The sequence below is a fragment of the Pseudoalteromonas sp. 3D05 genome, from assembly GCF_002723455.1.
Classification (GTDB): Bacteria; Pseudomonadota; Gammaproteobacteria; order Enterobacterales; family Alteromonadaceae; genus Pseudoalteromonas.
Genome location: NZ_PDUS01000001.1, coordinates 418,513 through 442,606, shown reverse-complemented (window position 1 = coordinate 442,606; position 24,094 = coordinate 418,513). Strand labels below are relative to the sequence as shown.

Sequence of the window (24,094 nt, the reverse complement as noted above, 5' to 3'; positions counted from 1 at the left end):
AGTTACTCCATCATTTTTTCAATTGGCATCACGAGGATAGAGTTTGCGCCTAACGCTTTTAATTGCTCCATCGTTTCCCAAAATAATGTTTCGCTGCTGACCATGTGAAGTGCTACATATTCATCAGAACCTGCTAACGCAAGAAGTGTAGGTTGGCCTGTTCCAGGAAGCAGGTCGCAAATTTCATCAAGCTTATCTTTTGGTGCGTGTAGCATGATGTATTTGCTTTCTTTAGCTTGCTTAACACCGCGCAAGCGTGGCATAAGCTTTTCAATAAGAGCTAATTTGTCAGCGTCTTGCAGATCTTTATTTTGTATCAAGCATGCGTTTGACTCTAAAATAGTGTCGCCTTGCATTAAGCCGTTTGCTTCAAGCGTTGCACCAGTAGACACTAAATCACAAATTGCATCTGCAAGTCCTGCACGTGGCGCTACTTCAACTGAACCAGTTAACATTACAGTGCTGGCGTTAATTCCTTCACGTTTTAAATATTGCGTTAGAATTTCAGGGTAAGTGGTGGCGATGCGTTTGCCTTCAAACCAGCTTTTATCTTGTGGGCCTAACTCTTGCGGCCATGCTAGGGCTAAACGACAAAAACCAAAATCAAGCTTGGCAAGTTTATTAACGTCACTTGGTACGCCTTGGCGCTCGCGTTCTGCTTGTACTTCTACTAAAACGTTTTCGCCCACGATACCTAAGTCACACACGCCGTCCATAACAAGACCTGGGATATCGTCATCGCGCACACGTAGCACGTCTATTGGCATGTTTGTAGAGTGTGCAATTAAGCGCTGCTCACGTAAATTAAGTTTAACACCTAATTGTTTAAGTAAGTCTTGGCAATCTTTAGAAAGGCGGCCACCTTTTTGAATGGCGATACGTAGACGGTTGCTGTTACTCATTATTCATTTTCCTTTAATTTAAAAACTAAAAACCCCGAGGGAACCTCAGGGCGAAAATGAATCTAATATGTTGATTCGCCAGAGGTTCCTTTTAGGAATAACCTCTCAGCGAAAGACCTGACAGGTTATTCCGATGAATGGTGGTGATGATGTACTGTTGTCAGGTTTAAGCGCATTTTATAAATCCTATAAACTTTCGTTTTTTGTAAGTCTAAATTTTACAAATAAGAAACAAAAGTTGTTAATCTGTTTAAGTAAATTTCATATATAGAAAAACATATTTTTATAAACACTGGCAAGTCTTTTTTGAATTAATTAAAGAATAAGGTATAACAGCCGATACTAACTGTATTGATAGGAGGTACGTATGGACATGATGATCCCTTTTCTTGGGAAGATATCTCGGTTAGATGTCGAGCACAAAGGTGCATTCTACATTGCTGGTTTAAAGGACTCTAAAATATCGCAAATAGAACTCGAAAAGCGAAAAAAAGCTGCTTACGAGCGAAAAAAAATGTTAGAAAAAAACCAGCCTAAAGAGCAGGGAGATGCTGTGACAACGGATGAGGATGGTCAAAAGCACCTCGATACATGGGCTTAAACTTTTAAAATAGTAGGTAGCTCACAGAATGACTCTGCTATGTTTATAAAGTAAGTTAAAAATAATGTGATAGTAAGGTTTTATATGGAAAAGCCCAAGCTCCCAGAAAATGAAACAGCTAGATTAACAATGCTAAGGTCACTTAACCTTTTAGATACGCAACCAGAGGATAGTTTTGACCGCGTAACGCGGCTTGCACAGTATATCTTCAAAGTACCTATTGCCCTTGTTAGCTTAGTTGATGAGCATCGACAGTGGTTCAAGTCGTGCATTGGGCTTAACGTAAATGAAACATCACGAGATATATCATTTTGTGGCCATGCAATTTTAGCTAGCACGCCACTTATTGTAAATGACACGCACCAAGATCCTCGTTTTGCAGATAACCCATTGGTGGTGGGAGATCCTAAAATACGATTCTATGCAGGCCATCCAATCATTCTTTCGGGTGGTGTTCATATAGGCACAGTATGTATAATAGATACTAAGCCACGTAATTTCTCCGCTAATGATATACAAGCATTAAAAGATTTAGCGCTTATCACACAACGCGAATTATCAATAATGCGCTTAGCAACGCGTGATGAGCTAACAGACATTCCAAATCGAAGAGGGTTTAAACTACTCGCTGAACGTTACCTCGATTTATGTGTTCGCCAACAAAGCAATGCAATCACAATATTCATCGATCTAGACTCTTTAAAATCAATCAATGACCATTTTGGACACCCTTGCGGCGATAAAGTACTTCGTACCTTTGCATCGATTATTGCCCGATCGTGTCGTAAATCGGATCTATATGGGCGCTTTGGTGGGGATGAATTTGTGATAATGTTGACACAAGTGACGCATAAACAATGTCAATTACTTATCTCTCGAATCGAAGAAGCGTTTGCTACTGAACCAACATTGCAATCGTACACCGAAACACTCGGATTTTCATACGGTATAGCAGAGTTTGATCCTGCTGCTCCTGTTGAGCTTGAGAAATTATTAGAGACTGCGGACAGCAAAATGTACGTGTGTAAAATGGCAAAACGTAATGTAGTCTAATAGGTGATTTAATCATTTGGAGTTTATATAAAAATTTGTCTCATTGTTTGCCAAGCCTTAAGTTAGGGTCTGTCTACCTTTCAAGCTTGAATTTGCAGCAGTTTGTTTGGTATTTAGGCAAGGCAGCGCCTATCTGGTGTGGTATACCCCATAAATAGGCGATAACGCAGCATCAGTGCCAAACAGGCGCTGCTATTTGGGTTATGCTTAGGGGGATTATTCTTTGTTGCCTACATTTATTTAGCTAAAGGGCGTGAGCAGGACGCGCAAGCTTTGCTCTGTTTTGACTTACTCCACTGGGTTACAAACTTCGCGCCGCGATTAAACCACCCTAGCTTGAACAAATTTTAATCCGCAAAGATAAACAGGCCCTAATCTAAAATGCGTAATGGGTATTTTTTTTGAGTAGAGTTTAGCTTTATTTTGTCCGCATGTTTTTCATAATTCAAACATACTTTGAGGTTATTCTGTTACTTAAGTTGTATTCGCTTGCTCTGTACACGTTGCTTTTGTAAAATCCGTCTATCATTTTTCGTCGAGCGGACGTTATTATCAAACAGCTCTTTAGTGCAACGGGTCCTTTAGCTTTATCTTTAGAGGGGTACACACCGCGTCAACCTCAAATAGATATGGCTGTCGCTGTGAGTCAGGCATTAAAAAATCGTTCTCAATTAGTCGTCGAAGCGGGGACTGGTACTGGTAAAACTTATGCCTATTTAGCACCTGCATTAAAGTCTGAAGGTAAGACAATTATTTCGACGGGGACTAAGGCTTTACAAGAACAGCTCTACCATCGTGATTTACCCCAATTAGTTAAAGCCCTGAGTGCATCTAAAAAAACGGCCCTATTAAAGGGACGCAGTAATTATCTGTGTTCTTATCGACTCAATCAGCATGTTGCGCATGTGCCTACAGATGACTCAGATGTCATGCATCAATTGGCAATGGTGGCTAAGTTTGCAAGTGAGACTCATACAGGTGATTTAGCTGATTGTATTGGTATTGAAGAGGATGCCAAAGTTTTACCCTATGTTAGTTCAACAGCTGATAATTGCTTAGGCAAAGAATGCCCAGACTTCCAAGAGTGTTATATTCGTAAAGCCAGATTAAAGGCAATGGATGCAGATGTTGTGGTCGTTAATCACCATTTGTTTTTTGCAGATATGGCAGTTAAAGATACCGGGTTCGCAGAGCTTATTCCCACCGCAGATGCCTATATTTTTGATGAAGCACATCAATTAAGTGAGATTGCCAGTGATTACTTTGGCGAAAGTGTAAGTACAAAAAAATTAGTTGATTTAATCACTGATCTTCGTGCTATTTATCGTTCAGACATACCTGATATGCTGCAATTGGGAAAAACACTTAATAAATTAGAGACCAGTGTTGCTGATCTTCGATTACAATTTGGTGTGGACGGTAGCCGAGGCGATTGGCGCCAAATGCTTGCTGACAAAGATGTATGTGCAGCACTACACCGAGTTATTAGTGATTTAGATTTTCTATATCAAGTACTCAAACATTGTTTAGATCGAAGCGAAAAGATTGAGCATCCGTTTGAACGCACACTTGCTTTTAAAGGCCAGCTAGAGCGAGTTTTTGATATAAGTCAAACGGGTTACAGCTACTGGTATGAAACAACACGCCGATATTTAACAGTGCATGTAACACCGCTTAATGTGTCAGTGAAATTCGCGCAAATGATGAAAGATACAGGTGCAGGCTTTGTGTTTACCTCGGCCACTTTATCTGTTGATAATGAGTTGGATCATTTTAATGCAAGCTTAGGGCTTAAACCGGAACAAAGTATGATGGTTGATAGTCCGTTTGATTATCAGAATCAAGCTTTATTGTGCTTACCGCGTTACTTGCCAGAAACGCATGCTGCAAATATGCCTCATGCAATTATTAAATTAACATTAGATTTGATAAAAGCAGCAAAAGGGCGATGCTTTGTGTTGTTCACCAGTTACAGAATGATGCATTTAGTTGCTGAGGGGTTAAGCACGCAAATTGATTACCCCATTTATATGCAAGGACAAATGTCTAAACGAATAATCTTAGAAAAATTTACCCGACACGGCAATGCAGTGCTACTCGGTACCGCGTCGTTTTGGGAAGGCGTAGATGTTAGAGGTAGTACACTTAGTTGTGTTATTATTGATAAGCTTCCCTTTGCAGCACCTGACGACCCATTACTTCAAGCAAAAATGCAAGATGCTCAAATGCAAGGATATGATCCATTTGCTTATATTCAGCTTCCACAAGCGGTTATTGCGCTTAAGCAAGGTGTGGGGAGATTAATACGCGATAATCGCGATAAAGGCGTTTTAGTAATATGTGATAACCGTTTAGTTACTCGTCAATATGGGCAAGTATTTTTAAAAAGTTTACCGCCAATGCGCAGAACTCGAAGCATTGAACAAGCGAGCAAATTTTTAGAACAGATAAATTAGAGATTATAAATAATGAGTAAATCAACTAAAACAGCAGCCATCAATTTTCTAGCGCTCGATGCATCTACAGAGGCGCTTTCAATTGTATTAAATGTAAATGGTGAAGTTTTTCACCATTTTGAAGAGTGCCCACAACAACATAGCCAAAAAATTCTGCCGCTTGTAGACTCATTATTAGCGAAAGCAAAGTGTAACCTTAAAGATTTGGATGTTATTGGCTTTGGTCAAGGCCCAGGCAGTTTTACAGGGGTTCGTATCAGTGTCGCTATTGCTCAAGGCTTAGCATATGCTTGTAAATTACCACTTGTGGGCGTCTCAACACTGCAAATGATGGCACAACAAGCGTATCAGCAAACAGGCGCTACCCACGTTTTTAGTGCCATTGATGCGCGCATGGGGGAAATTTATTTTGCTGAATATACATTAGGTGAAAACTCTACGATGGAACTCGTTGCAGAGGAACAAGTCTTAAAACCTGAGCAATTAATGCTTCAAGGCAAGCAAGGGGTTGCAGTTGGTACAGGTTGGCAAACATACTCAGAAATATTGTCTGAATGCTCGCAGATAACCATTGATTCGACTATAACACTGCCAGATGCGTTATTTATGTCAGCCTCAGTTACGGGGAATTTTGAGTTAGGTAATACAGTTGAAGCAGCCCAAGCGCAACCTAAATATGTTAGAGACACAGTTACTTGGAAAAAGCTTCCTGGAAGAGAATAATAGTCAACAGACTCTGATGTTTTCTCATTACATCGACATTAGTTGTTTTTTGTAAAGCGTAGTTTAATTTATATACTTGCAAGGATGCACAATATGACACATAATTATTCAATGCGTATTAGTGAGAAACCGCTATGACTTTACCCATTGGCTCAGGTTTTTTTACAGGTGATATACCTGGCAAAATTACACCAAAACAGAATATAGCTAATAAACCACAAAGTTTATTAGAGAATTCTGCTACTCTCGATAAAAAGCCAGAGTTTGTAAAGTCTACTCAAGCCGGTATTGAACTTGCTCAACAGCTTCAATTTGCTAGTACCAAAGCTTCGGCTGATTATCAGCAAACCATCTACGATCAACCAACTCCTAAAGTTAGTAAAGCCATTTCTACCTACTCAGAGCTTGCAAATCTTGAGCGACGTGCCGAGGTACAAAATCTTATTGGTGTTGATATTTACGCCTAATTTAGATTCACTCATTGTGTGCTTGTCAAATTGAAATCCCCCAAAAATCTTGATCCCGATAACTTTATTTTTTGTAATTAAATGGTTAATTAACGTTAATTTTTTGTGGTTGATTTGCTGTTTAAGGTTGTTAAATTCCCTGAAATAGGTATTGTAGTAAAAAAATAATAAGAATTTATCGTGCTGTTTTCCAAAGTATTTCATCAGTTTAATCAAAACGCAGTTAAGGTGTCATCAAACACTGTTATTTTGTCCTTACGTGAAGGATATATTGCGCTCATTCCATTTTTTATTGTCGCTTCTGTTATTACACTTCTAAACCAGTGGTTTAATTTAGCTGACAAAGGTGGTGAACATGAATATTTGAATGATTTTAATCAGCTAATATGGGCCCTTTTACCACTGATCACGCTTATCTCTTTTAGTTATTATTTATCAAAAAACTTACGACTGCATACAATCGCTGCTCCTGTTTTAGTTCTTACGTGCTTTTCAGTTAGTACGGGGTATATAACAGCACAGATGGAAAATGTATTGGTAAATAATCGTTCAGGTGTATTGTACTCAATCCTTATGCCTATTTTATGTTGTTATTTACTGAAGTACTTTTCTTCTTTTAGCGCCTTAAAAATTGTGGGTATTAGTACGATAAGCTTATTTTTAAGGAAGCACTTAAATTTAATATTTCCTTATTTACTCGTAAGTATTATCACACTAATGTTAATTCCTTTTATCACTAACTTAGGTGAGTTCTTCGTTGCTTACTTGATAAATTTAGATCAGAGCCCGTCAATATTAGATAAGCTCAGCTTACAAATGATTAGTGCCAACTTATTATGGTTTGTGGGTATCCATGGCGATAATGCTTACCATATCTTAACGCCGGTTACGTACACAGACTATGATGTATTTAATGGGTTAAGTAGTTACAATTTTTTTAGTACTTTTGTTTTATTAGGCGGAACAGGGTGTCTTTGGGGGCTTATTGTTGCATGTTTTATGATCAAAAATGCAGAGCATGAACGCAGTATAGCCCGTATCTCTATGCCCCTTGCCGTTTTTAATATCAGTGAGGTAATGATTTATGCACTGCCTATAGTCTTTAATCCATTTTTTTTAGTGCCATTCTTACTGACACCTATTCTAAATGGTGTAATTTCATATTCGCTGATTGATAGTGGTTTACTGATATTAAATACAAATGAACATATTCCATGGTTTACACCTGTTATTTTAAGCGGCTGGATGGTGACGCATAGTTGGACCGGGGTTGCCCTGCAACTTGGCTTGATTTTAATAAATGCGATTGTTTATTACCCGTTTGTTTTAGCCAATAAGCATCATAATATTACAGGGAAGGCATTGGATATGCTGGTTAAACGTTATAGTGCAGGAGAAAGCATTGAAGGTCAGTCAGAGCAATCATTTGCACGTTCGCACTCGTTAAATCAACTAGAACAATACAGTTTAAAATCTGTAACTGATGCGCTTAATTCAGGTGCTCTATCCTTGTATTATCAACCTAAAATAGATCCAAAAACGCAAGACATTGTCGGTTTTGAAGCGTTACTAAGATTGATTCAGGCCGATGGTGTGGTGGTTGGACCTTGGTTTTTAGAAACCTTAGAACAACATAATTTGATGTACATTATTGATGATTTTGTGATTGATCAACTTGAAGTTGACTTAAGTAATTTTGTAGCTCAAGGGTTTAAGCCTAATATCAGTTTTAATATTTCGCCACAAAACTTGTTAGCAGGGGGCTATAAACGTGTCGTTAACGCGTTTGCTAGATACCCAGATCAGGTTGAAGTAGAAATACTCGAATCTAGTTACATAGAAGACTTTGAGGCAACTGTTAAGCTTGTTAATTTTTTAAATAAACATCATATAAAATGTGCGATGGATGATTTTGGCACGGGATATTCTTGTTTATCTGTTTTGTCTAGACTCAATGTTAACACCATAAAGTTAGACAGAAGTTTATTACCAGAAGGTGATAATAATAAATCAGTCGTGTTATACCAACATTTAGCTAAGATATGCGAAGAGCTTGGCTTTAATGTTGTTGCTGAAGGAGTTGAAAGCCAAATGCATGAAGAGGTTGTTAAAAAAGCCCAGATACATTCTGCTCAAGGCTTTTTATATAACAAAGCATTGCCCTTTAATGTGGCAATGGCTTTGTTAAATCCTAAGAATTAATTTTTGTCGATGTAATGAATAAGTTTATCAGCAATATCTGTATTATTCATCGAACCGGCGAAATCATTCGCTCCTTTGCCATAAGCAAATATTTGAACATCTACAGCGGTATGGCCGCCAGTAGTCCAGCCAGTAAAGCTTGCTTTGCTAATAATATCTTTTATTGCAAGGTTTAATGGCTTTACTCCCATTTTTTTGGCTTGCTCTAATTTGACTTTGTTCTCAGGGGTGAAGGCTATTTTAGTATTTTCTTCCCATACAGGCTGAAGATTTGAAGCGTCGAATAGTAATTTAGTGAGCTTACCTGCCGTTGCTTTAACACCTTTTATTACTTCGGTTTCCCACTTATACTGACCATGAGCACCCAATGTTAAGCCTCCGGTAGAATGGTCAGCTGTAACAACCAATAATGTGTCGGGGTTCTTATCAATATAAGCTTTAGCTAATTCGATTGATTTCGCAAAATCATCCATTTCTGCCATCGCACAAGCAATGTCGTTAGCGTGGCCACACCAATCAATTTGACTGCCTTCAATCATTACAAAAAATCCATCACTTTTTGTATTATCGAGTAAATTTAAGGCTTTATTGGTCATTTTAGATAAGCGATTAGGGTTTTCATCAAGAGCAAAAGGCATACCAGATGGAGCATAAAGGCCAATTGCAGGTATTTGTTTGATATTTGCTAATTCACTGAAGTTGTCACTGTACTGGTAGCCGGCCGCTTTAAATTCAGCGACTAAATCACGATCCTCACGAATAAAATATTGTGTGCCGCCACCGAGCATTAAGTCAACGGGCAGCTTCCCAGCAACTTTATTATCGATGTAGTCATTAGCAATTTCATCATAATTACGTCGAGATTCATTGTGGGCAGCAAAACTAGCCGGGGTGGCATGATTTATTTGTGACGTTGCAACGAGTGCCGTGATCATGCCTTTTTCTTTGGCTATTTCTAGCATGGTTTTTACAGGCTTTTTATTTGTATCAACCGCGATAGCTCCATTATAACTTTTATGACCAGAGCTCAGTGCAGTCGCACTTGCAGCGCTGTCTGTCACTACAGTATGGTCGTCTGGGTAAGTATGGGCCATTCCAGTTAATATTGAATCAAAAACTGTTTTTTCAATTTCTTTGGTCGTTGGATCATCTTTATAGTATCGGTATGCTGTTGTATAAGCAGGGCCCATACCATCACCAATCATATATATTATGTTTTTTGGAGTTTGTTCAGCATAAACTGCGCTTGAACACATTAACGCCAATAGGCTTAATTGTTTTTTCATTTTTGTACCCTGTCCATTATGTGTTGTTATTGTATACCTACTGTATTATAAATAAACGTCTTTTTCGGTGAATTGGCTTAATTTAAAGAGGAGTAACTTAGTGCAACCTTTTTCAATCCAAAGTGGCAAATTAGCCCTTCGTGGCCTAACATTTGGCGATGGGGACGAAGTCGTCATTGCATTGCATGGTTGGCTGGACAATTGTCACAGCTTTATTCCAATGCTTGAAGGCGTAAACTTGAACGAAAAATGGTATTGCATCGATTTTCCAGGACATGGTTTGTCGGATTGGCGCAGTGAAGACGCACATTACTATTTTGTAGACTACGTTGACGATGTTTATAATTTGATTAACCAAATTGGTGCAGAACAAGTCCATTTGGTAGGTCATTCTATGGGCGCTATGGTTGCTGGCTTATTCGCAAGTTGTTTTGCAGAAAAGGTCAAGTCAGTAACTATGATAGAAGGGGTTGGTGTTATTACAACGCCAAGTGAAGATGTTGTAAAGCAGCTTAGACAAGCGATTCTAAAGCGTTATGAAGTTAAAGGCAGAACGCAACGTGTATATAAATCAAAGGAACAAGTATTTAAAGCGCGTGCGATGTCGAGTGACTTACCGCATACACTTATTGCTCTTTTAATGAACAGGAATCTGACAGCGACAAGTCAGGGGTTTATGTTAACAACGGACCCTAAGCTTAAAAATCACTCAGGTTTTAGATTTGATGAACAGCAATGTATAGCTGTTATAAGTAAAATAAATGTACCCTGTCAACTCATTATAGGTGATGATGGTTATTCCTTTGTTAGCGAGAATATCGAGAAATATAAATTATATTTCAAAGGTTTAAATGTAATTTCAGTTAAAGGGGGGCATCATTGTCATATGCAAAGTGCGCAGCAGTGTTTAGTGCAAGTTCATGAGTTTATGCAGCAAAATGGTGCATGTTAATTGTATATCTGCCCCAAATGTGGGATTATTTACTCATTAGAGTATTTGCTCGATTGTTAAAGTGCCTTACATAGTTTAAGGTTTAATAAAAATAAATTATAAATAGAACAGGAGCTAAGAGTGGAAAAGATCTGGCTTAAGCGCTACCCAAAAGGTATGCCTGAAACTATCGACCCTGAACACTACAACTCGTTACTAGAAGTGTTTGAGAAGAGCTTCTCGGATTATAAAGATTTACCCGCATTTACTAATATGGGTAAAACACTAAGTTATAATGAAATGGACAGCGCAACAAAACGTGTTGCATCCTATATCCAAAATGATTTAGGGTTGAAAAAAGGTGCTAAGGTCGCGGTTATGATGCCGAACCTATTGCAAACACCGGTCACGATTTTGGGTATTTTACGTGCAGGTTGTGTTGTTGTTAACGTAAACCCACTTTACACTGTGCGAGAACTCGAACATCAGTTAAATGACTCTGAGTCTGAGGCAATCTTTATACTTGCAAACTTTGCAGATACCTTGGAAAAATCGCTATCTAAAACCAATGTAAAGCATATTGTCGTAACGCAAGTGGGCGATATGGTAGGTGGCCTTAAAAAGCACATTGTCAATTTAGTTGTGAAGCATATTAAAAAAATGGTTCCTGCTTACAGCTTACCAAACCCGATCAAGTTTTCAGAGGTTTTGAAGGGCGATGAAAGCCGCTATACCAAACCAGATGTGAACTTGAATGACTTAGCTTTCTTGCAGTACACCGGTGGAACAACCGGTGTATCTAAAGGGGCAATGCTAAGTCATGGCAATATGGTAGGAAACCTAGAGCAGGTTTCAGGGTGTTTAGACAACGTACTGGAGCGTGGCAAAGAAGTGGTTGTTACGGCTTTACCGCTTTATCATATCTTCGCTCTTACAGCTAACTGTTTAACGTTTATGAAATATGGTGGATTAAACTTACTGATCACCAACCCGCGTGATATGCCTGGTTTTGTGAAGGAGCTTAGCCAGCATAAATTTACAGCCATTACTGGTGTAAACACATTATTTAATGGTTTGCTAAATACACCGGGTTTTTCAGACTTAGACTTTAGTCATCTTAAAATGTCTTTAGGTGGCGGTATGGCTGTTCAGCGACCTGTTGCTGAAAAATGGCAAAAAGTAACACACTCTAAGCTAATGGAAGGCTATGGCCTAACCGAATGTGCACCACTTGTAACAATTAGCCCTTATGATTTAGATTCTTACAATGGGTCAATTGGATTACCTGCACCAAGTACTGAGCTAAAGCTTATTTTAGACAATGGCGAAGAAGCAGCTAAAGGTGAGCCAGGTGAGTTGTGGGTAAAAGGCCCTCAAGTTATGTTAGGTTATTATAACCGTCCTGATGCTACAGCAGAGTGCTTGAAAGATGGCTGGTTTGCTACAGGTGACATTGCGACCTATGATGATGAAGGCTTTTTCTACATAGTGGACCGCAAAAAAGATATGATTATCGTATCTGGCTTTAATGTTTTCCCAAATGAGATAGAAGAAGTCGTGGCAATGCATGATGGCGTACTTGAATGCGCTGCGATTGGTATTCCTCACGACGTTAGTGGTGAACAAGTTAAAGTTTTTATTGTTAAAAAAGACCCATCTTTAACTGAAAAAGATATAATAAAGCACTGTCGTGATAATTTAACTAATTACAAAGTTCCAAAACTCGTTGAGTTTAAGGATGAGCTGCCAAAAACAAATGTTGGCAAAATACTCAGAAGAGCTTTAAAAGATTAGCAACTATAAAAAAACCGGCAACTGCCGGTTTTTTTATTGTAGGAGCACAAGTGCAATACCAATTGATCCAAACACAAATTCAATTAAACACGTTTGTTGAGCAAATTCGCAACAAACCGTTACTGGCAATTGACACAGAGTTTATGCGCAGACGTACTTTGTACCCTGAAGTAGCGCTTATTCAAGTCTATGATGGTGAGCATTTAGCGCTTATTGATCCTCTATCCGAGTTATCATTATTTGATTTTTGGGAAATCTTGCGTGATGAAAGTGTATTAAAAATACTTCATTCACCATCAGAAGACATTGAAGTATTTCAAAAATACGCTGGGTTTGTTCCAGCCCCTTTATTTGATACTCAATTTGCACTGCAATTACTAGGTCATGGAAATTGTATGGGGTTTGCCCATATGGTTAAGTCATTACTTAATATTGACATTGATAAAAGTGAATCAAGAACTAACTGGTTGCAACGCCCACTAACAAATAGTCAGCTTGATTATGCAGCCGCTGATGTGTTTCATTTATTACCTTGTTTTGACATTATCATTGAGCAAATCAATGCTGCAAATTATTTTGAGTTAGTGATAAATGAAAGTAACTTGGTTGCTCAAAAGCGTGCTTATCAAACTCCAGATGAGTTATTGTATAATGATATTAAAAATGCATGGCAGTTAAAGCCTTCTGAACTAGTTGTTCTAAAAGAGCTTGCTGCGTGGCGAAAGAACAAAGCAATACGCAAAAATCTTGCACTAAATTTTGTGCTAAAAGAACATAACCTTGTTGAGATTGCTAAGCGTAAGCCAAATAGCCTTAATGCTCTGCGCAATATCCCAGAAGTAGAGAATATTGAGGTTAATCGCTCAGGTGTAGAAGTTTTAAAATGCATAGAAAAAGCGAAAGTAGTGCCTGTGTCTGATTACCCTGAGCAATTAAAAAGGTTAATCGACTTTCCTACGTATAAAAAAGCGGCAAAAGACATTAAACAAACAATTACTAAAGTTGCAAAAGAGCAGGGCATTCCTGAGGATGTCATGGCATCTAAAAAGCAGATTAATCAATTAATTAGTTGGAATTGGAAGCTCACACCTGAACAACGTAAAACCCATTTGAAGCCTGATTTACTTAATTCTTGGCGTTATGAGTATCTTAAAGATGCCATCAAGGAATGGGATGTTTAAATAGACTGAGGAACTCGTTTTACATTAAACGAGTTCCATTAGTTCAGTTTAGTTTTGCATGGCTTTTAAGATTTTATCTAAGTTTGCTTTTGATTTAGCAACGCTTTGCAATGGACTCATACCCGCAGGAAACTCCTCTTGTTCTATTACCAACCATTTTGTGCCTCCATCGGTAATAAGAGAATTGATAATTTTTTTCCATGGATAGTTGTTTTCACCAAATATAGGATTTAAGCCGTCATCTTTGTGGGTGCGTACTTTTAAATGAGCTGCATAGGTTCTGCCCGCGTATTTTTTTATAAAATAAACAGGTTCTTTACCTGCATAATGTAGCCAACCTATATCAAGTTGCAGTGGCAATTCATTAGGTGTATTGCTGGCTAATGCATCCCAATAAGTTTCATTATTAAATTGTTCAAACTCTTTGTTGTGATTATGAAAACCAATATACATATCATATTTTTGTGCAATCTCATTAAGTTCTTTTAGTTGTTTTACTAATGGCATTATACCTGTAGGATCCCATGCTCGCTCATCCCACGGCACGAACAAATTAGTCACGCCAAGTGTCTTATAAAATAATAAAGTCTCCATTAATTGGGTGTTTGAAAGTTTATCAAAACCTATATGTGCACTACTGGCAACTAAGTTTAAATCATTTAGTTTGTTTTTTAATGCTCCTGGGTTATCTGCATAGGGGCCAAAGTCACCAGCAAACTCAAGTCCTTCAAAGCCCATATCCGCAAGTGCTGTGACGGTTGCATTAAAATCAGCTTTTAAATCCTCCTTAACTGACCACAATTGCACGCTTACCTTAGCTGACTCGAACGTACTTGCGTTACTTGTGAAGGGGAGCATCATAAGCAGGAGCAAACTGTACGCAATAGAATTAATTAAGAAGGAATGAGAGGATTTAAACATAAGACTACACCTAAATATAAGCAGGGAATAAATCCCTGCTTGGACTGGGCTAAGAAAAAAGAGGACTCAGATTACAAATTAGTCAGTATAAGCATATTGGCTTAGACCAAGTTCATTTAACACGCTATCTAAGTGTTGCTTTGCTTCAGCTGAAGGACCTGGGTAATCACCTGCAATAGGTACATTACCAAGATAGCCAATGTCTTTACATCCTTGTGGTGAGCAAAAATAGGCACCAAGAACCAGATTCTTTAAACGTAAAAAAGCATTGCCAATTCGCTGAAACTGCTCTGGCGTAGTGTCATCGAAATACGCAATATCATTCAATATTGCTGTTTGTTTTTCACGGTTTAGCGCAACAAACTTTGTTTTAAATCGCATAACAGATTCATCATCAATCCAAGCGAGGCCATGTAAAATAGTAACGCGATCTTTTTGTTGGCCGTTATAGGGTGAGCTGACCCACTCATCGATAACACTAGGAACATTTACCTCGGTTGCACTTGGGTTATCACCTTCTCTAGGTACAATATAATTCGCTAAAACAGCCACTAGCGATAGTTGTTCTTGCGTTAATGTAAGCGGCCAAGGTGATTCAGGTGGTATAACTAAATTAGGATCAGTGCCATAGCCTTTCGCAGTGATGGGCTTTATATCTAGAGTAGGCCAATGGCCTTTTGTACTAATCGTTTCTTCAAGCGCTTTACTGCAACCAGCTGAGAGCGACACTGCTGAGCCCGCAGCTAGTAATCCAAGCCATTTAAGGGATTCTCGGCGTGTCATTCCGGAAATATATTTGTAAGAGTCAACACGATCATCATTATGCATATCAAAGTACTCCTTGTTCTATTTGTTTGGAGATCCAAGTTGAGTTGCGCATGGCTAAAGTCATAATTGTTAGCGTACAGTTTTTGTGTGGGTTAGAAGCAAAAGTTCCTGCGTCCATTACAAATAAATTTTCACAATCCCAAGTTTGGCCCCATTGATTAGTGACCGACTCTTTAGGTGAGCTGCCCATACGGGTTGTGCCAACTTCGTGAATTATTTCACCTCCTTTTGAAATTGCTTTTTCAGCAGGGGGTAATTTACCAACCTTAGCACCCATGTTTTCAAGGATTTGCTTTGCTGTTTTTAAACCATGCTCAATCTGTTTGAGCTCTCTATCAGACCATTTAAAATGAAATTTAGAAACTGGAATACCCCATTTATCTTTAGTATTTTCATCAATTTCCATGTAAGAGTCATCGTTTGGTAGCATTTCACCGCGCAGTGCTAGTCCTACATATGAACCATAAGCATCACGTACTTGCTGTTTAAGCTCTACACCAAGACCCCGTTTATCGCCTGAAACACCTGAACCTGGCTGGTTGAAACCACTGCTTATTTCAAAGTGATATCCTCTAGGAAAATCAAGTTCACCTTTTGCTTGAGCTTTATGGCCCCACCAAGGAATAAATAAATGGTTTCCTGTATGGCCGTCTTCATTATAACGAGGTCGACCTTTTAAAGCTGGGATTTGAGCACCTAACCACGCACCCGTTGAGTCCATCAAGTTTTTACCAATTTGACCACTCGAGTTAGCAAGACCTTTAGGGTGCTTTTTGTGTTTTGAGTTCAGTAGAATACGCGCTGATTCGCAGGCACTTGCAGCAAGTATAACAATATCAGCATTTAGTGATTGTTCAGTCATTGACTTTTTATCAACATAAGTTACACCAGTCACTTTACCATCATCATTCACTGCAACAGACTTAACCATAGCATCCGTTATAATTTCTAAGTTACCAGTTGCTTTAGCCATTGGTAGTAGAGACGTGGTTGTTTGAAATGCAGCGCCAATAGAACACCCAGAGCCACAAGGTGTTGCATAAAAACACGCCAAGCGGTCATCTTTAGGACGCGTTAATACTGCTCTATGCATGGGGACTGCTGGGATCCCAAGCTTTTTCGCTGATGCTGCAATCAATAACTCAGGAATTCTGGGGGTTGGTGGTGGCTGCAATACACCTGGTGCTGATGGCGGCATATCATCAAGACCTGTGTTTGTACCACAAATACCCACTAACTCTTCAGTTTTGTCATACCATGGTGCTATATCTTCGTAGCTAAACGGCCAATCTGCACCGTTTCCGTCTTGGCTTTTGCCTTTAAAATCGTGCTCACTAAAACGCAACGAATAACGGCCCCAGTGGTTTGTTCGGCCACCAAGCATGCGTGCGCGCCACCAATAAAAGTCAGTCCCTTTGGCATTTGTATAGGGTTCATCAGGTACTTGCCAGCCGCCATCAACGGTTGCGTCATAAAAGCCAAAGTTTTTATCTTTATTACCAGCGCCCATTAACGGGGCTTCACTGTTACGACGAAACATCGGGCTTTCCGTTTTTGGGTCGTAATCACGACCTGCTTCAAGTAACAATACTTTGTGGCCTAACTTAGTTAATGTATACGCGGCCATTGCACCGCCGGCACCTGAGCCAACAACGAGTACTTTATGATTGAATTTTTTCATCGTTATAGCTCCTTAATTTTTATATTTTTGAACCAGACTTTGTCACCATGATCTTGCAGGCCTATATGGCCTTGTTTTGAGGTTGCAAAGTTAGACCATGTAGCAAATTTACTGTTTTTTACTAATGTGTTCCAAGGGCTGCTGCCTATAACCATACTGACGGTACTCACGCCGTTCTGCCAAACTTGCAGATGATTATCGAGCATTTTTATTCGTACAGTATTCCATTGCATTGCTGGTTTATGTGCAGCAGTCGGTGCTGAAAGTAAATCATAAATTGACCCCGCTAAATGCGAATCTATTTCGGTATCCGCATGGCGTTCATTATCAATAATTTGAATTTCTGGGGCGTGAGAGTAAATATAACTACCTAGCTCATCAGCAAGAACAAATATGCCGCTATTACCCACTTCACTAATTTTCCAATCAAGTTTTAGGTCAAAATTCTTATAGATTTTTTTTGTTAAAATGTCACCACCACCTTTAGTAAGCAGCATTGCGCCATCATCTATTTTCCATTTTGAGCTAAGTTCATCACTTTTAAAGTTACGCCAATGAGACATATCTTTGCCATTGAATAGTAATTGCCAGCCTGTGGCGTGTTCTTCTTTTGTTAATTTATTATCTTGAGTCTGTGCAATTACAGTGCTACTGAAAAGCAGTGCAAGTGACATAATCGAAATTGATTTAAGCATATGTTGCCCCTTATATTGTGTGCTATTTATTGCTATTTATTGCTATTAAACGCATTTCTTTACATTTTTTTGTTTTGTTATAAACAGGTGAAAACCAAAAAATACAACAATCAGTACAATTGGAAAGATTAATAGGTTCTCTAAAACAGCTTGCCCAGCAACGATTTCAATTTGTTCTACTGAGATATTGCTCGCTTGTGCATGTTGTTTGGCGTCATCTATCCAATAACCTATCACTGGATTCCACAGACTCATTGCAAACATGCCAGCCCCGCCAATTAATGACATCCCTAATGCGCCAGTTTTTGGTGTATATTCGGCAACACAGCCAATCATGGTTGGCCAAAAATACGTGACACCAATGGCGAATAGCGCTGCGGCAAAATAAATTGCACTTCCTTGAGCTTGGCTCATTAAAAAAATGCCGATTGTTGAAAATACCGCTGAGCCTAGTAGCACGCCAGATGGACTAAAGCGATGAACAATTGGACCTGCAAAATAACGACCCAGTGCCATAAGGCCAGTAATAAGCGCTAAAATAACCATCGGGGATGCGCCTGAAGACCCTAATATCTGTTCAATCCATTGCTGAGTGCCAAACTCTGTTACCGCAGTTATCGTCATACAAATGATTAAAAATATATACAAAGGTGAAACGAGGTTTCTCACGTTACTGCTGGTGGAGTTTTGCTGTGCATCAAATTTAGGAAATTGCGCTGTAAGCATCATTGCGCCATAAATAGCGGTAGGAATTAATATCAAAGCGACTTGCCATTGCCAGTTGAAGCCTGATGCTGACATTGCACTTGAAGCTAATGCGCCTATAACGATACCGCCGGGAAACCAAACATGGAATCGGTTCAACATCGTTGTTTTGTTATTTGGATACATTTGCGCAATAAGCGGATTACAGCCGGCTTCAACAGAGCCATTTGCAAAACCAATTAAAAAAGTTGAGATAAGTAAGGCCCAAAAACCATCTGCGGATATTGTTAGTAACAAGCCGAGTAAATGACAAGCAAACGCCAGTGCTACTAATTTTTTAGCCCCGATTGCGTTATAGATGATACCACCGAGCATAGTCGCTATCGGAAAACCCAAAAAGGCCATTGCATTGACCCAACCGAGTTGTGTATTCGTTAAGCCAAACTGCTCGCCAAGTTGCCCTAAAATACCAGCACGAATCGCAAACGTCATTGAGGTGACAATTAATGCGATACAGCATAAGCGAAAAATGAGGCTGTGATTATTATTGTTATTCATTGTGTTGTCCTATTTAGTTAATACCCAATATCCGTTTATTACGGTGGGGATTGGTATTCATTGCACTAAAATCATCAAACGCTTTTGTTGCAGGCGTTATTAAATGTTGTTCAATAAACGGTGCGCCTTCTTTAGCCCCTTGTTCAGAATCTTTAATACAACACTCCCATTCCAAAACAGCCCAGCCATCAAACCCATATTGCGTTAATTTGCTGAATATTGATTTAAAATCTATTTGACCATCACCGAGCGAGCGAAATCTCCCTGGTCGCTCTTGCCAATCTTGGTAGCCCCCATAAACACCACTGCGGCCATTTTGATTAAACTCTGCATCTTTCACGTGAAAAGCTTTGATCCGCTCATGATAAATATCTATAAATGCAAGGTAATCCAGCTGTTGCAATACTAGGTGGCTCGGATCATAGAGAATATTTACTCTTGGATGATTGCCTGTTGCAGCTAAAAAGCGCTCAAATGTAATGCCATCATGTAAGTCTTCACCTGGGTGTAACTCGTAGCAAACATCTACGCCCATTTCTTCAAAGTAATCAAGTATCGGTAGCCAGCGTTTAGCAAGTTCGTTAAAGCCTTCTTCAACTAGGCCTTGCGGTCGTTGCGGCCAAGGATAGAATGTATGCCAAAGTAGCGCACCCGAAAATGTTACGTGGTTTTTAAGTCCTAAATTTTTACTCGCTTTGGCAGCAAACATTAATTGTTTAATCGCCCATTCAGTTCTCTTTTCTGGGTTATCACGCAACTGCTCTGGTGCAAAATTATCAAACATTTCATCATAAGCAGGATGCACAGCAACTAACTGTCCCTGTAAATGGGTTGATAACTCGCTGATTGTAAGCCCTGCTTGTTTAGCAATGCTAGTCACTTCATCGCAGTATTCTTGGCTTTGGGCTGCTTTTTCTAAATCGAATATCTCAGTATTTGATGTTGGCAGTTGAATTGCTTTATATCCAAGCTCTCCCGCCCATCGGCAAATATCTTTAAAATTATTAAATGGCGCTTCATTGCTTATGAATTGCGCTAAAAATATTGCTGGGCCTTTTATTTTTTTCATACTATCTCTATCCAATTTTAAATGTGTGCCATTTAGTCTCTTCTTTAGAAGCCGCTACTGCATTTTCAATAAATGCCATGCCTCTAATCGCATCTTTTATACCTGGTACATCGAACTCAACATTAGTTGCTGATTTCCCATCTTTTTTGGCGTTTATTTGATTTGCAAAGTTGACGTATATATTGGCAAAAGCTTCGAGGTAACCTTCTGGGTGGCCTGCAGGTGCACGCAGTGCGTTTTGTGCTGCTTCACTTTTAAGCGCAACCCCTGCACGTAATAATGTTGTTGGTGCGTTATGACTTTTCAGCCATAAGCTGTTTGGCTCTATTTGGTTCCATTCTAAACTTGCTTTATCACCGTATATGCGAAGAGATAAATTATTTTCTTCACCAAGCGCTACTTGGCTCGCAAGTAACACGCCTTTACTATCGTTATTAAAGCGCAGCAAAACAGTGCCATCATCATCCAGTGTTCGCCCTGGCACAACCTGATTCAGATCAGCACAAAGTGCGTTAATTTCGAGGCCGCTAACATATTCTGTTAAATTAGCTGCATGAACGCCAATATCAGCAATACAACAACTTATTCCTGCTTGCTGTGGGTCTAAACGCCATTGGGCTTGTTTTACCTGTTCGTCTTCGGTTTGACTAAGCCAACCTTGCGAGTATTCAACAATGACTTTACGAATAGTGCCTATCTCGCCTTGGGATATACGATATTTCGCTTCTTTGATCATTGGGTAACCGGTATAGGTATGGGTTAATCCATATAAACAATCACTGTTATCTAAACTTTGTTTTAAGCTCAATGCTTCATGGAGATTTAATGTGGCAGGCTTATCTGATAAAACGTGAAAACCACTTTCAATGGCTAATTTAGCGATAGGAAAATGAAGATGATTGGGGGTTACAATAACCACAAAATCAATGCGTTCATCAACAGGTAGTTTTGCTTCTTCAACAAACATTTGTTGATAAGTGCCATAGCTTCTACTGGAATCGATCCCCAGCATGGCTGCTGTTTTTTTTGTCAGTTCAGGGTTAGAACTAAAAGAGCCCGCGACAAGACTGATCATTCCATCGAGTCTAGCTGCAATACGATGAATGCCACCAATAAATGCGCCTTCAGCGCCACCAACCATTCCCATTCGGATTTTTGTGTTATTCATCTAAAATACCACCTCAATAGTAATCTATTGAATTTAGTTAACATCATGTTATTAATAATAGAGAATGGTAATCATCAGGGGTAATAAAAATTCGGTTGACAATGCAACAAAATCGGCGTTTTATATATTTAGTTTTAAGTTGATTTTAGAGGTTTTGTGCGTTGGATATTCAGCAAATTATTGATAGAGCAGGTGTCAATCAATTAATATCAGCATTTGATATGTTGCCTGATATTTTGTTTTGGGTAAAAGACACTGAAAGTCGAGTTCTCTTTGCCAATCAGCATTTTATTGAACATCAGGGTTATAAAACGTTTGAGCAAATAGCGTTAAAAACTGATTATGACTTTTCACCAAAGCATTTAGCGTTTCAATATGTAAATGATGATAAGCGAGTGATGTTGGGGGGAACTGTCACCGACAGGCTTGAATTAAACCACACATCAAATGGAGACTTGGCTTGGTTTTCTACATCTAAAAAGGCTATTTATTTAGATCAAGAAATTGTTGGAACTTATGGTGTTACACGTCACCTTCAAAAGACCTCTAAAGCTTTGTCCCATGTTAGGGCAATAGAAGGGCCAGTAGATTATATTCGCGAACATTATTCACGCCCTATCAACATAGAACACTTAGCTGACCTTGCTCATTTATCTGTGAGTGCGTTAGAAAGGCGCTTTAAAAAACATTTAGCTAAAACACCAAATCAATTTATTAACGAAATACGTTTGGAAAATGCACGTAAATTATTAGTTGAAACACGCTTACCAATTTCGCAAATAGCTTACCAATGTGGCTTTGCAGAGCCTAGTTATTTTAGTAAACAATTTAGACGTTTATTTGGTGAAGTACCTTCACAAATGCGTGAAAACATTAATCGTTAGCGTAATGTCTAGCCAGTTGAATAGCCCCTTGCTCTGGTGAATATTTAGCATTACAAAGGTAGCTTTGTACATTGCTGGACAAGCATGGGCTAATTTTATCTGCCACTCCACCGACTAGAGTGATATCTTTAAATCCGAGCCTTACTAAATGTTCGATGTAACGGGTTGTATAATCCGCTGCTTTTTGAATAATGGATTTCGCAATAGGGTCTTCACGCATAGTAAATACCAGCGGTGCGAAACGAGCGAAATAAGCTGGTTTTTCGTTCATTGCACGTTGAGTTAACAGGTGTGCATTAGCAAACTTTGTTTGAGCTAAAAATGCCTCAACTAATGGCGTACTTGGATAAAGGCCATCTAGCACTTCTAAAGTATGGCGAAAAAGAGCAAGGCCAATCCAGCTTCCGCTGGCACCATCGCTCAACAGTAGTCCGTGACCTCCAAGCTCTGTTACTTGATTATTTTGAATGACACCAGCACAAAAACCTGTACCAAGAATGATAATAGCGCCGTTGTTATTTCCGTGCGCACCAAGGCAGGCTATATGTAAATCTGTAGAAAAATTGAATTGTGCAAACGGATGTAACCATTTGGACATAGCAACTTTGGCGTTTTCAATGTTTGCTCCTGCAAGCCCGGCATAAGCATTGATAGAAGGCAGAACAGAGGCTGGTAAATTTGCTTCTTTGAGTGCTAGCATGGTCGCATCAACAATAGATTTTTGTGCTATTTCTACTGACGTTGCAATGTTTGCAGAGCTACTTTGTGCTTGCGCGAGTAAATCGCCTTTTTCGTTTTCGAGTCTGACACGGCATTTTGTTCCGCCACCATCAATACCTAAAAAAAACTGTGGTTTTTTATTAATCATTCAATGCCTGCTTTTCAGTAGTATCTAAAATTTCACTTATCAATAATGGATTAATATACCCTTTATTGTTGAGTACGCCTGAGTGTGTATGAAGTGATACTAAATTGCCATCCGCTAGTTGCCATAATTTACCTGCGCTTTTAGTAGTTACACCACCACCTATCACAATTTCAATTTGATTTTGAGCTTCCTCAATAAGTTGTTCTAATTGATAAAGGTTATGCAATATAGGCTGGTTAGCATTCCAATGATTTCCATTAGTTAGCACGCGGTCAATACCTAAATCAATTAGTTGCTTTATCGCTTGTTGTTTATCATTAATACAATCAAATGCGCGATGAAATGTTGTTTTTAAACCGTTCTTTTGTGCGCATAACACAAGCTTTTGGGTTGTGTTTATGTCTATTTCTGATTTAGATATTGCACCAAATACTACACCGGTTGCCCCTAAATCTGCTGCACGTGTTATTTCACGAATCATCTTGTTTAAAATTTTGTTATTGGCAACAAACGTGTTTGCAACAGGTCGTATCATTACGAGAAGCTCACCGTGTGCTGGTATTTGTTGCGCACACAGTTTGATCGCAGTACTGTCTGGTGACAATCCATCAAGGTGCATAGAGCTGCACAACTCAACTCTATTTGCTCCTGCGATAAATGCACTATTAAGATTAATAGGGAGCGTTAATAGGTTGTCGGAATTTAAACAAATTTCTAAATTTTTACCTGTCACTACATTTCCTAAAATAAATTATTTAGTTGCCATATATTATTTACCACTTAGTCAGACACCAAAAATAAACTATAAATCTCTTTTTAATTAATGATTTATATGTATTTTTATTGAGTGTTAATGTTCCTGTACTAATAAATAAACTCATTTCTATGGTTTAAGAATATAAACCAATTCAAATTGAAATAGATATTAAAATATACTAAACGCCGATTTTGTATCATTGTTAACCGAATTTCTATTATCGCTTTTAATTGTAAAACCCTATTCTGGAATTGTGATTTAACAACAATTTAACCTTGAACTTAATTATTTGGTTTTTAGGTTTAACTAATTGTTTGACCTTATGAAGGCTTACACAGCACAAGAACACACACCGTGAATGGAG

At 38.8% G+C, this 24,094-nt stretch carries 21 protein-coding genes; 10 read left to right on the top strand and 11 right to left on the bottom strand.

Annotation, left to right across the window (positions count from 1 at the left end; all coding sequences use genetic code 11):
• Positions 1–2 precede the first annotated feature (2 nt).
• Positions 3–902, bottom strand: a complete 900-nt coding sequence (gene hisG, locus CSC79_RS01920; RefSeq protein ID WP_099293388.1) for an ATP phosphoribosyltransferase — start codon at positions 900–902, stop codon at positions 3–5.
• A gap of 367 nt (positions 903–1,269) precedes the next feature.
• On the opposite strand from hisG, the gene CSC79_RS01915 reads away from it, so the two are divergent.
• From CSC79_RS01915 to CSC79_RS01890, 6 genes are all read left to right on the top strand, one after another.
• The gene (locus CSC79_RS01915) at positions 1,270–1,503 is read left to right on the top strand and encodes a hypothetical protein (RefSeq protein WP_099293386.1); all 234 of its coding nucleotides are present in this window, start codon (positions 1,270–1,272) and stop codon (positions 1,501–1,503) included.
• 84 nt (positions 1,504–1,587) lie between these two features.
• Positions 1,588–2,556, top strand: coding sequence for a sensor domain-containing diguanylate cyclase (locus tag CSC79_RS01910; protein ID WP_099293384.1), 969 nt, complete (start codon positions 1,588–1,590; stop codon positions 2,554–2,556).
• 629 nt (positions 2,557–3,185) lie between these two features.
• Complete coding sequence (locus tag CSC79_RS01905) at positions 3,186–5,012, top strand: ATP-dependent DNA helicase (RefSeq protein ID WP_237113939.1); 1,827 nt, start codon at positions 3,186–3,188, stop codon at positions 5,010–5,012.
• Between the two features lie 12 nt (positions 5,013–5,024).
• A complete protein-coding gene (tsaB, locus tag CSC79_RS01900) occupies positions 5,025–5,735 on the top strand; it encodes a tRNA (adenosine(37)-N6)-threonylcarbamoyltransferase complex dimerization subunit type 1 TsaB (RefSeq protein WP_099293380.1) in 711 nt (236 codons plus the stop codon).
• Between the two features lie 134 nt (positions 5,736–5,869).
• The gene (locus CSC79_RS01895) at positions 5,870–6,202 is read left to right on the top strand and encodes a hypothetical protein (protein ID WP_099293378.1); all 333 of its coding nucleotides are present in this window, start codon (positions 5,870–5,872) and stop codon (positions 6,200–6,202) included.
• Positions 6,203–6,382: 180 nt separating this feature from the next.
• On the top strand, positions 6,383–8,404 hold the full coding sequence (locus CSC79_RS01890; protein WP_237113938.1) for an EAL domain-containing protein: 2,022 nt from the start codon (positions 6,383–6,385) through the stop codon (positions 8,402–8,404).
• Here the strand turns inward: CSC79_RS01890 and CSC79_RS01885 are convergent.
• Positions 8,401–9,690 carry an alkaline phosphatase gene (locus CSC79_RS01885; protein WP_099293376.1) on the bottom strand — a complete coding sequence of 430 codons (1,290 nt, stop codon included), beginning with the start codon at positions 9,688–9,690 and terminating at the stop codon, positions 8,401–8,403. The genes CSC79_RS01890 and CSC79_RS01885 overlap by 4 nt on opposite strands.
• A gap of 100 nt (positions 9,691–9,790) precedes the next feature.
• Here CSC79_RS01885 and CSC79_RS01880 point away from each other — a divergent pair, with 100 nt between their 5' ends.
• From CSC79_RS01880 to rnd, 3 genes are all read left to right on the top strand, one after another.
• A complete protein-coding gene (locus CSC79_RS01880; protein ID WP_099293374.1) occupies positions 9,791–10,642 on the top strand; it encodes an alpha/beta hydrolase in 852 nt (283 codons plus the stop codon).
• Between the two features lie 120 nt (positions 10,643–10,762).
• Positions 10,763–12,415, top strand: a complete 1,653-nt coding sequence (gene fadD / locus CSC79_RS01875; protein ID WP_099293372.1) for a long-chain-fatty-acid--CoA ligase FadD — start codon at positions 10,763–10,765, stop codon at positions 12,413–12,415.
• 50 nt (positions 12,416–12,465) lie between these two features.
• Positions 12,466–13,596: a ribonuclease D gene (gene rnd, locus CSC79_RS01870; RefSeq protein ID WP_099293370.1), complete on the top strand. Its 1,131-nt coding sequence runs from the start codon at positions 12,466–12,468 to the stop codon at positions 13,594–13,596.
• 48 nt (positions 13,597–13,644) lie between these two features.
• On the opposite strand, the gene CSC79_RS01865 is transcribed toward rnd, so the two are convergent.
• The 7 genes from CSC79_RS01865 to CSC79_RS01835 all read right to left on the bottom strand — a co-directional run bounded on the left by CSC79_RS01865 (position 13,645) and on the right by CSC79_RS01835 (position 21,221).
• Complete coding sequence (locus CSC79_RS01865) at positions 13,645–14,403, bottom strand: sugar phosphate isomerase/epimerase (protein ID WP_237113937.1); 759 nt, start codon at positions 14,401–14,403, stop codon at positions 13,645–13,647.
• 192 nt (positions 14,404–14,595) lie between these two features.
• Positions 14,596–15,345 carry a gluconate 2-dehydrogenase subunit 3 family protein gene (locus CSC79_RS01860; protein ID WP_099293368.1) on the bottom strand — a complete coding sequence of 250 codons (750 nt, stop codon included), beginning with the start codon at positions 15,343–15,345 and terminating at the stop codon, positions 14,596–14,598.
• A 1-nt stretch (position 15,346) separates the two neighbouring features.
• Complete coding sequence (locus tag CSC79_RS01855; protein WP_099293367.1) at positions 15,347–17,026, bottom strand: GMC family oxidoreductase; 1,680 nt, start codon at positions 17,024–17,026, stop codon at positions 15,347–15,349.
• A 2-nt stretch (positions 17,027–17,028) separates the two neighbouring features.
• On the bottom strand, positions 17,029–17,721 hold the full coding sequence (locus CSC79_RS01850) for a DUF1080 domain-containing protein (RefSeq protein WP_099293366.1): 693 nt from the start codon (positions 17,719–17,721) through the stop codon (positions 17,029–17,031).
• A 45-nt stretch (positions 17,722–17,766) separates the two neighbouring features.
• The gene (locus tag CSC79_RS01845) at positions 17,767–18,984 is read right to left on the bottom strand and encodes an MFS transporter (RefSeq protein ID WP_099293365.1); all 1,218 of its coding nucleotides are present in this window, start codon (positions 18,982–18,984) and stop codon (positions 17,767–17,769) included.
• A gap of 13 nt (positions 18,985–18,997) precedes the next feature.
• Positions 18,998–20,053, bottom strand: coding sequence for a sugar phosphate isomerase/epimerase family protein (locus tag CSC79_RS01840; RefSeq protein ID WP_099293364.1), 1,056 nt, complete (start codon positions 20,051–20,053; stop codon positions 18,998–19,000).
• A gap of 7 nt (positions 20,054–20,060) precedes the next feature.
• Positions 20,061–21,221 carry a Gfo/Idh/MocA family oxidoreductase gene (locus CSC79_RS01835; protein ID WP_099293363.1) on the bottom strand — a complete coding sequence of 387 codons (1,161 nt, stop codon included), beginning with the start codon at positions 21,219–21,221 and terminating at the stop codon, positions 20,061–20,063.
• A 161-nt stretch (positions 21,222–21,382) separates the two neighbouring features.
• Here CSC79_RS01835 and CSC79_RS01830 point away from each other — a divergent pair, with 161 nt between their 5' ends.
• Entirely contained in the window at positions 21,383–22,105 is a 723-nt protein-coding gene (locus CSC79_RS01830) for an AraC family transcriptional regulator (RefSeq protein ID WP_099293362.1), read from the top strand.
• Here CSC79_RS01830 and CSC79_RS01825 read toward each other — a convergent pair.
• Together CSC79_RS01825 and CSC79_RS01820 are read right to left on the bottom strand one after the other, a co-directional pair.
• Positions 22,095–22,973, bottom strand: coding sequence for a BadF/BadG/BcrA/BcrD ATPase family protein (locus tag CSC79_RS01825; protein ID WP_099293360.1), 879 nt, complete (start codon positions 22,971–22,973; stop codon positions 22,095–22,097). The genes CSC79_RS01830 and CSC79_RS01825 overlap by 11 nt on opposite strands.
• Positions 22,966–23,706: a copper homeostasis protein CutC gene (locus CSC79_RS01820; RefSeq protein ID WP_180270369.1), complete on the bottom strand. Its 741-nt coding sequence runs from the start codon at positions 23,704–23,706 to the stop codon at positions 22,966–22,968. The genes CSC79_RS01825 and CSC79_RS01820 overlap by 8 nt, the downstream gene beginning before the upstream one ends.
• Positions 23,707–24,094 lie beyond the last annotated feature (388 nt).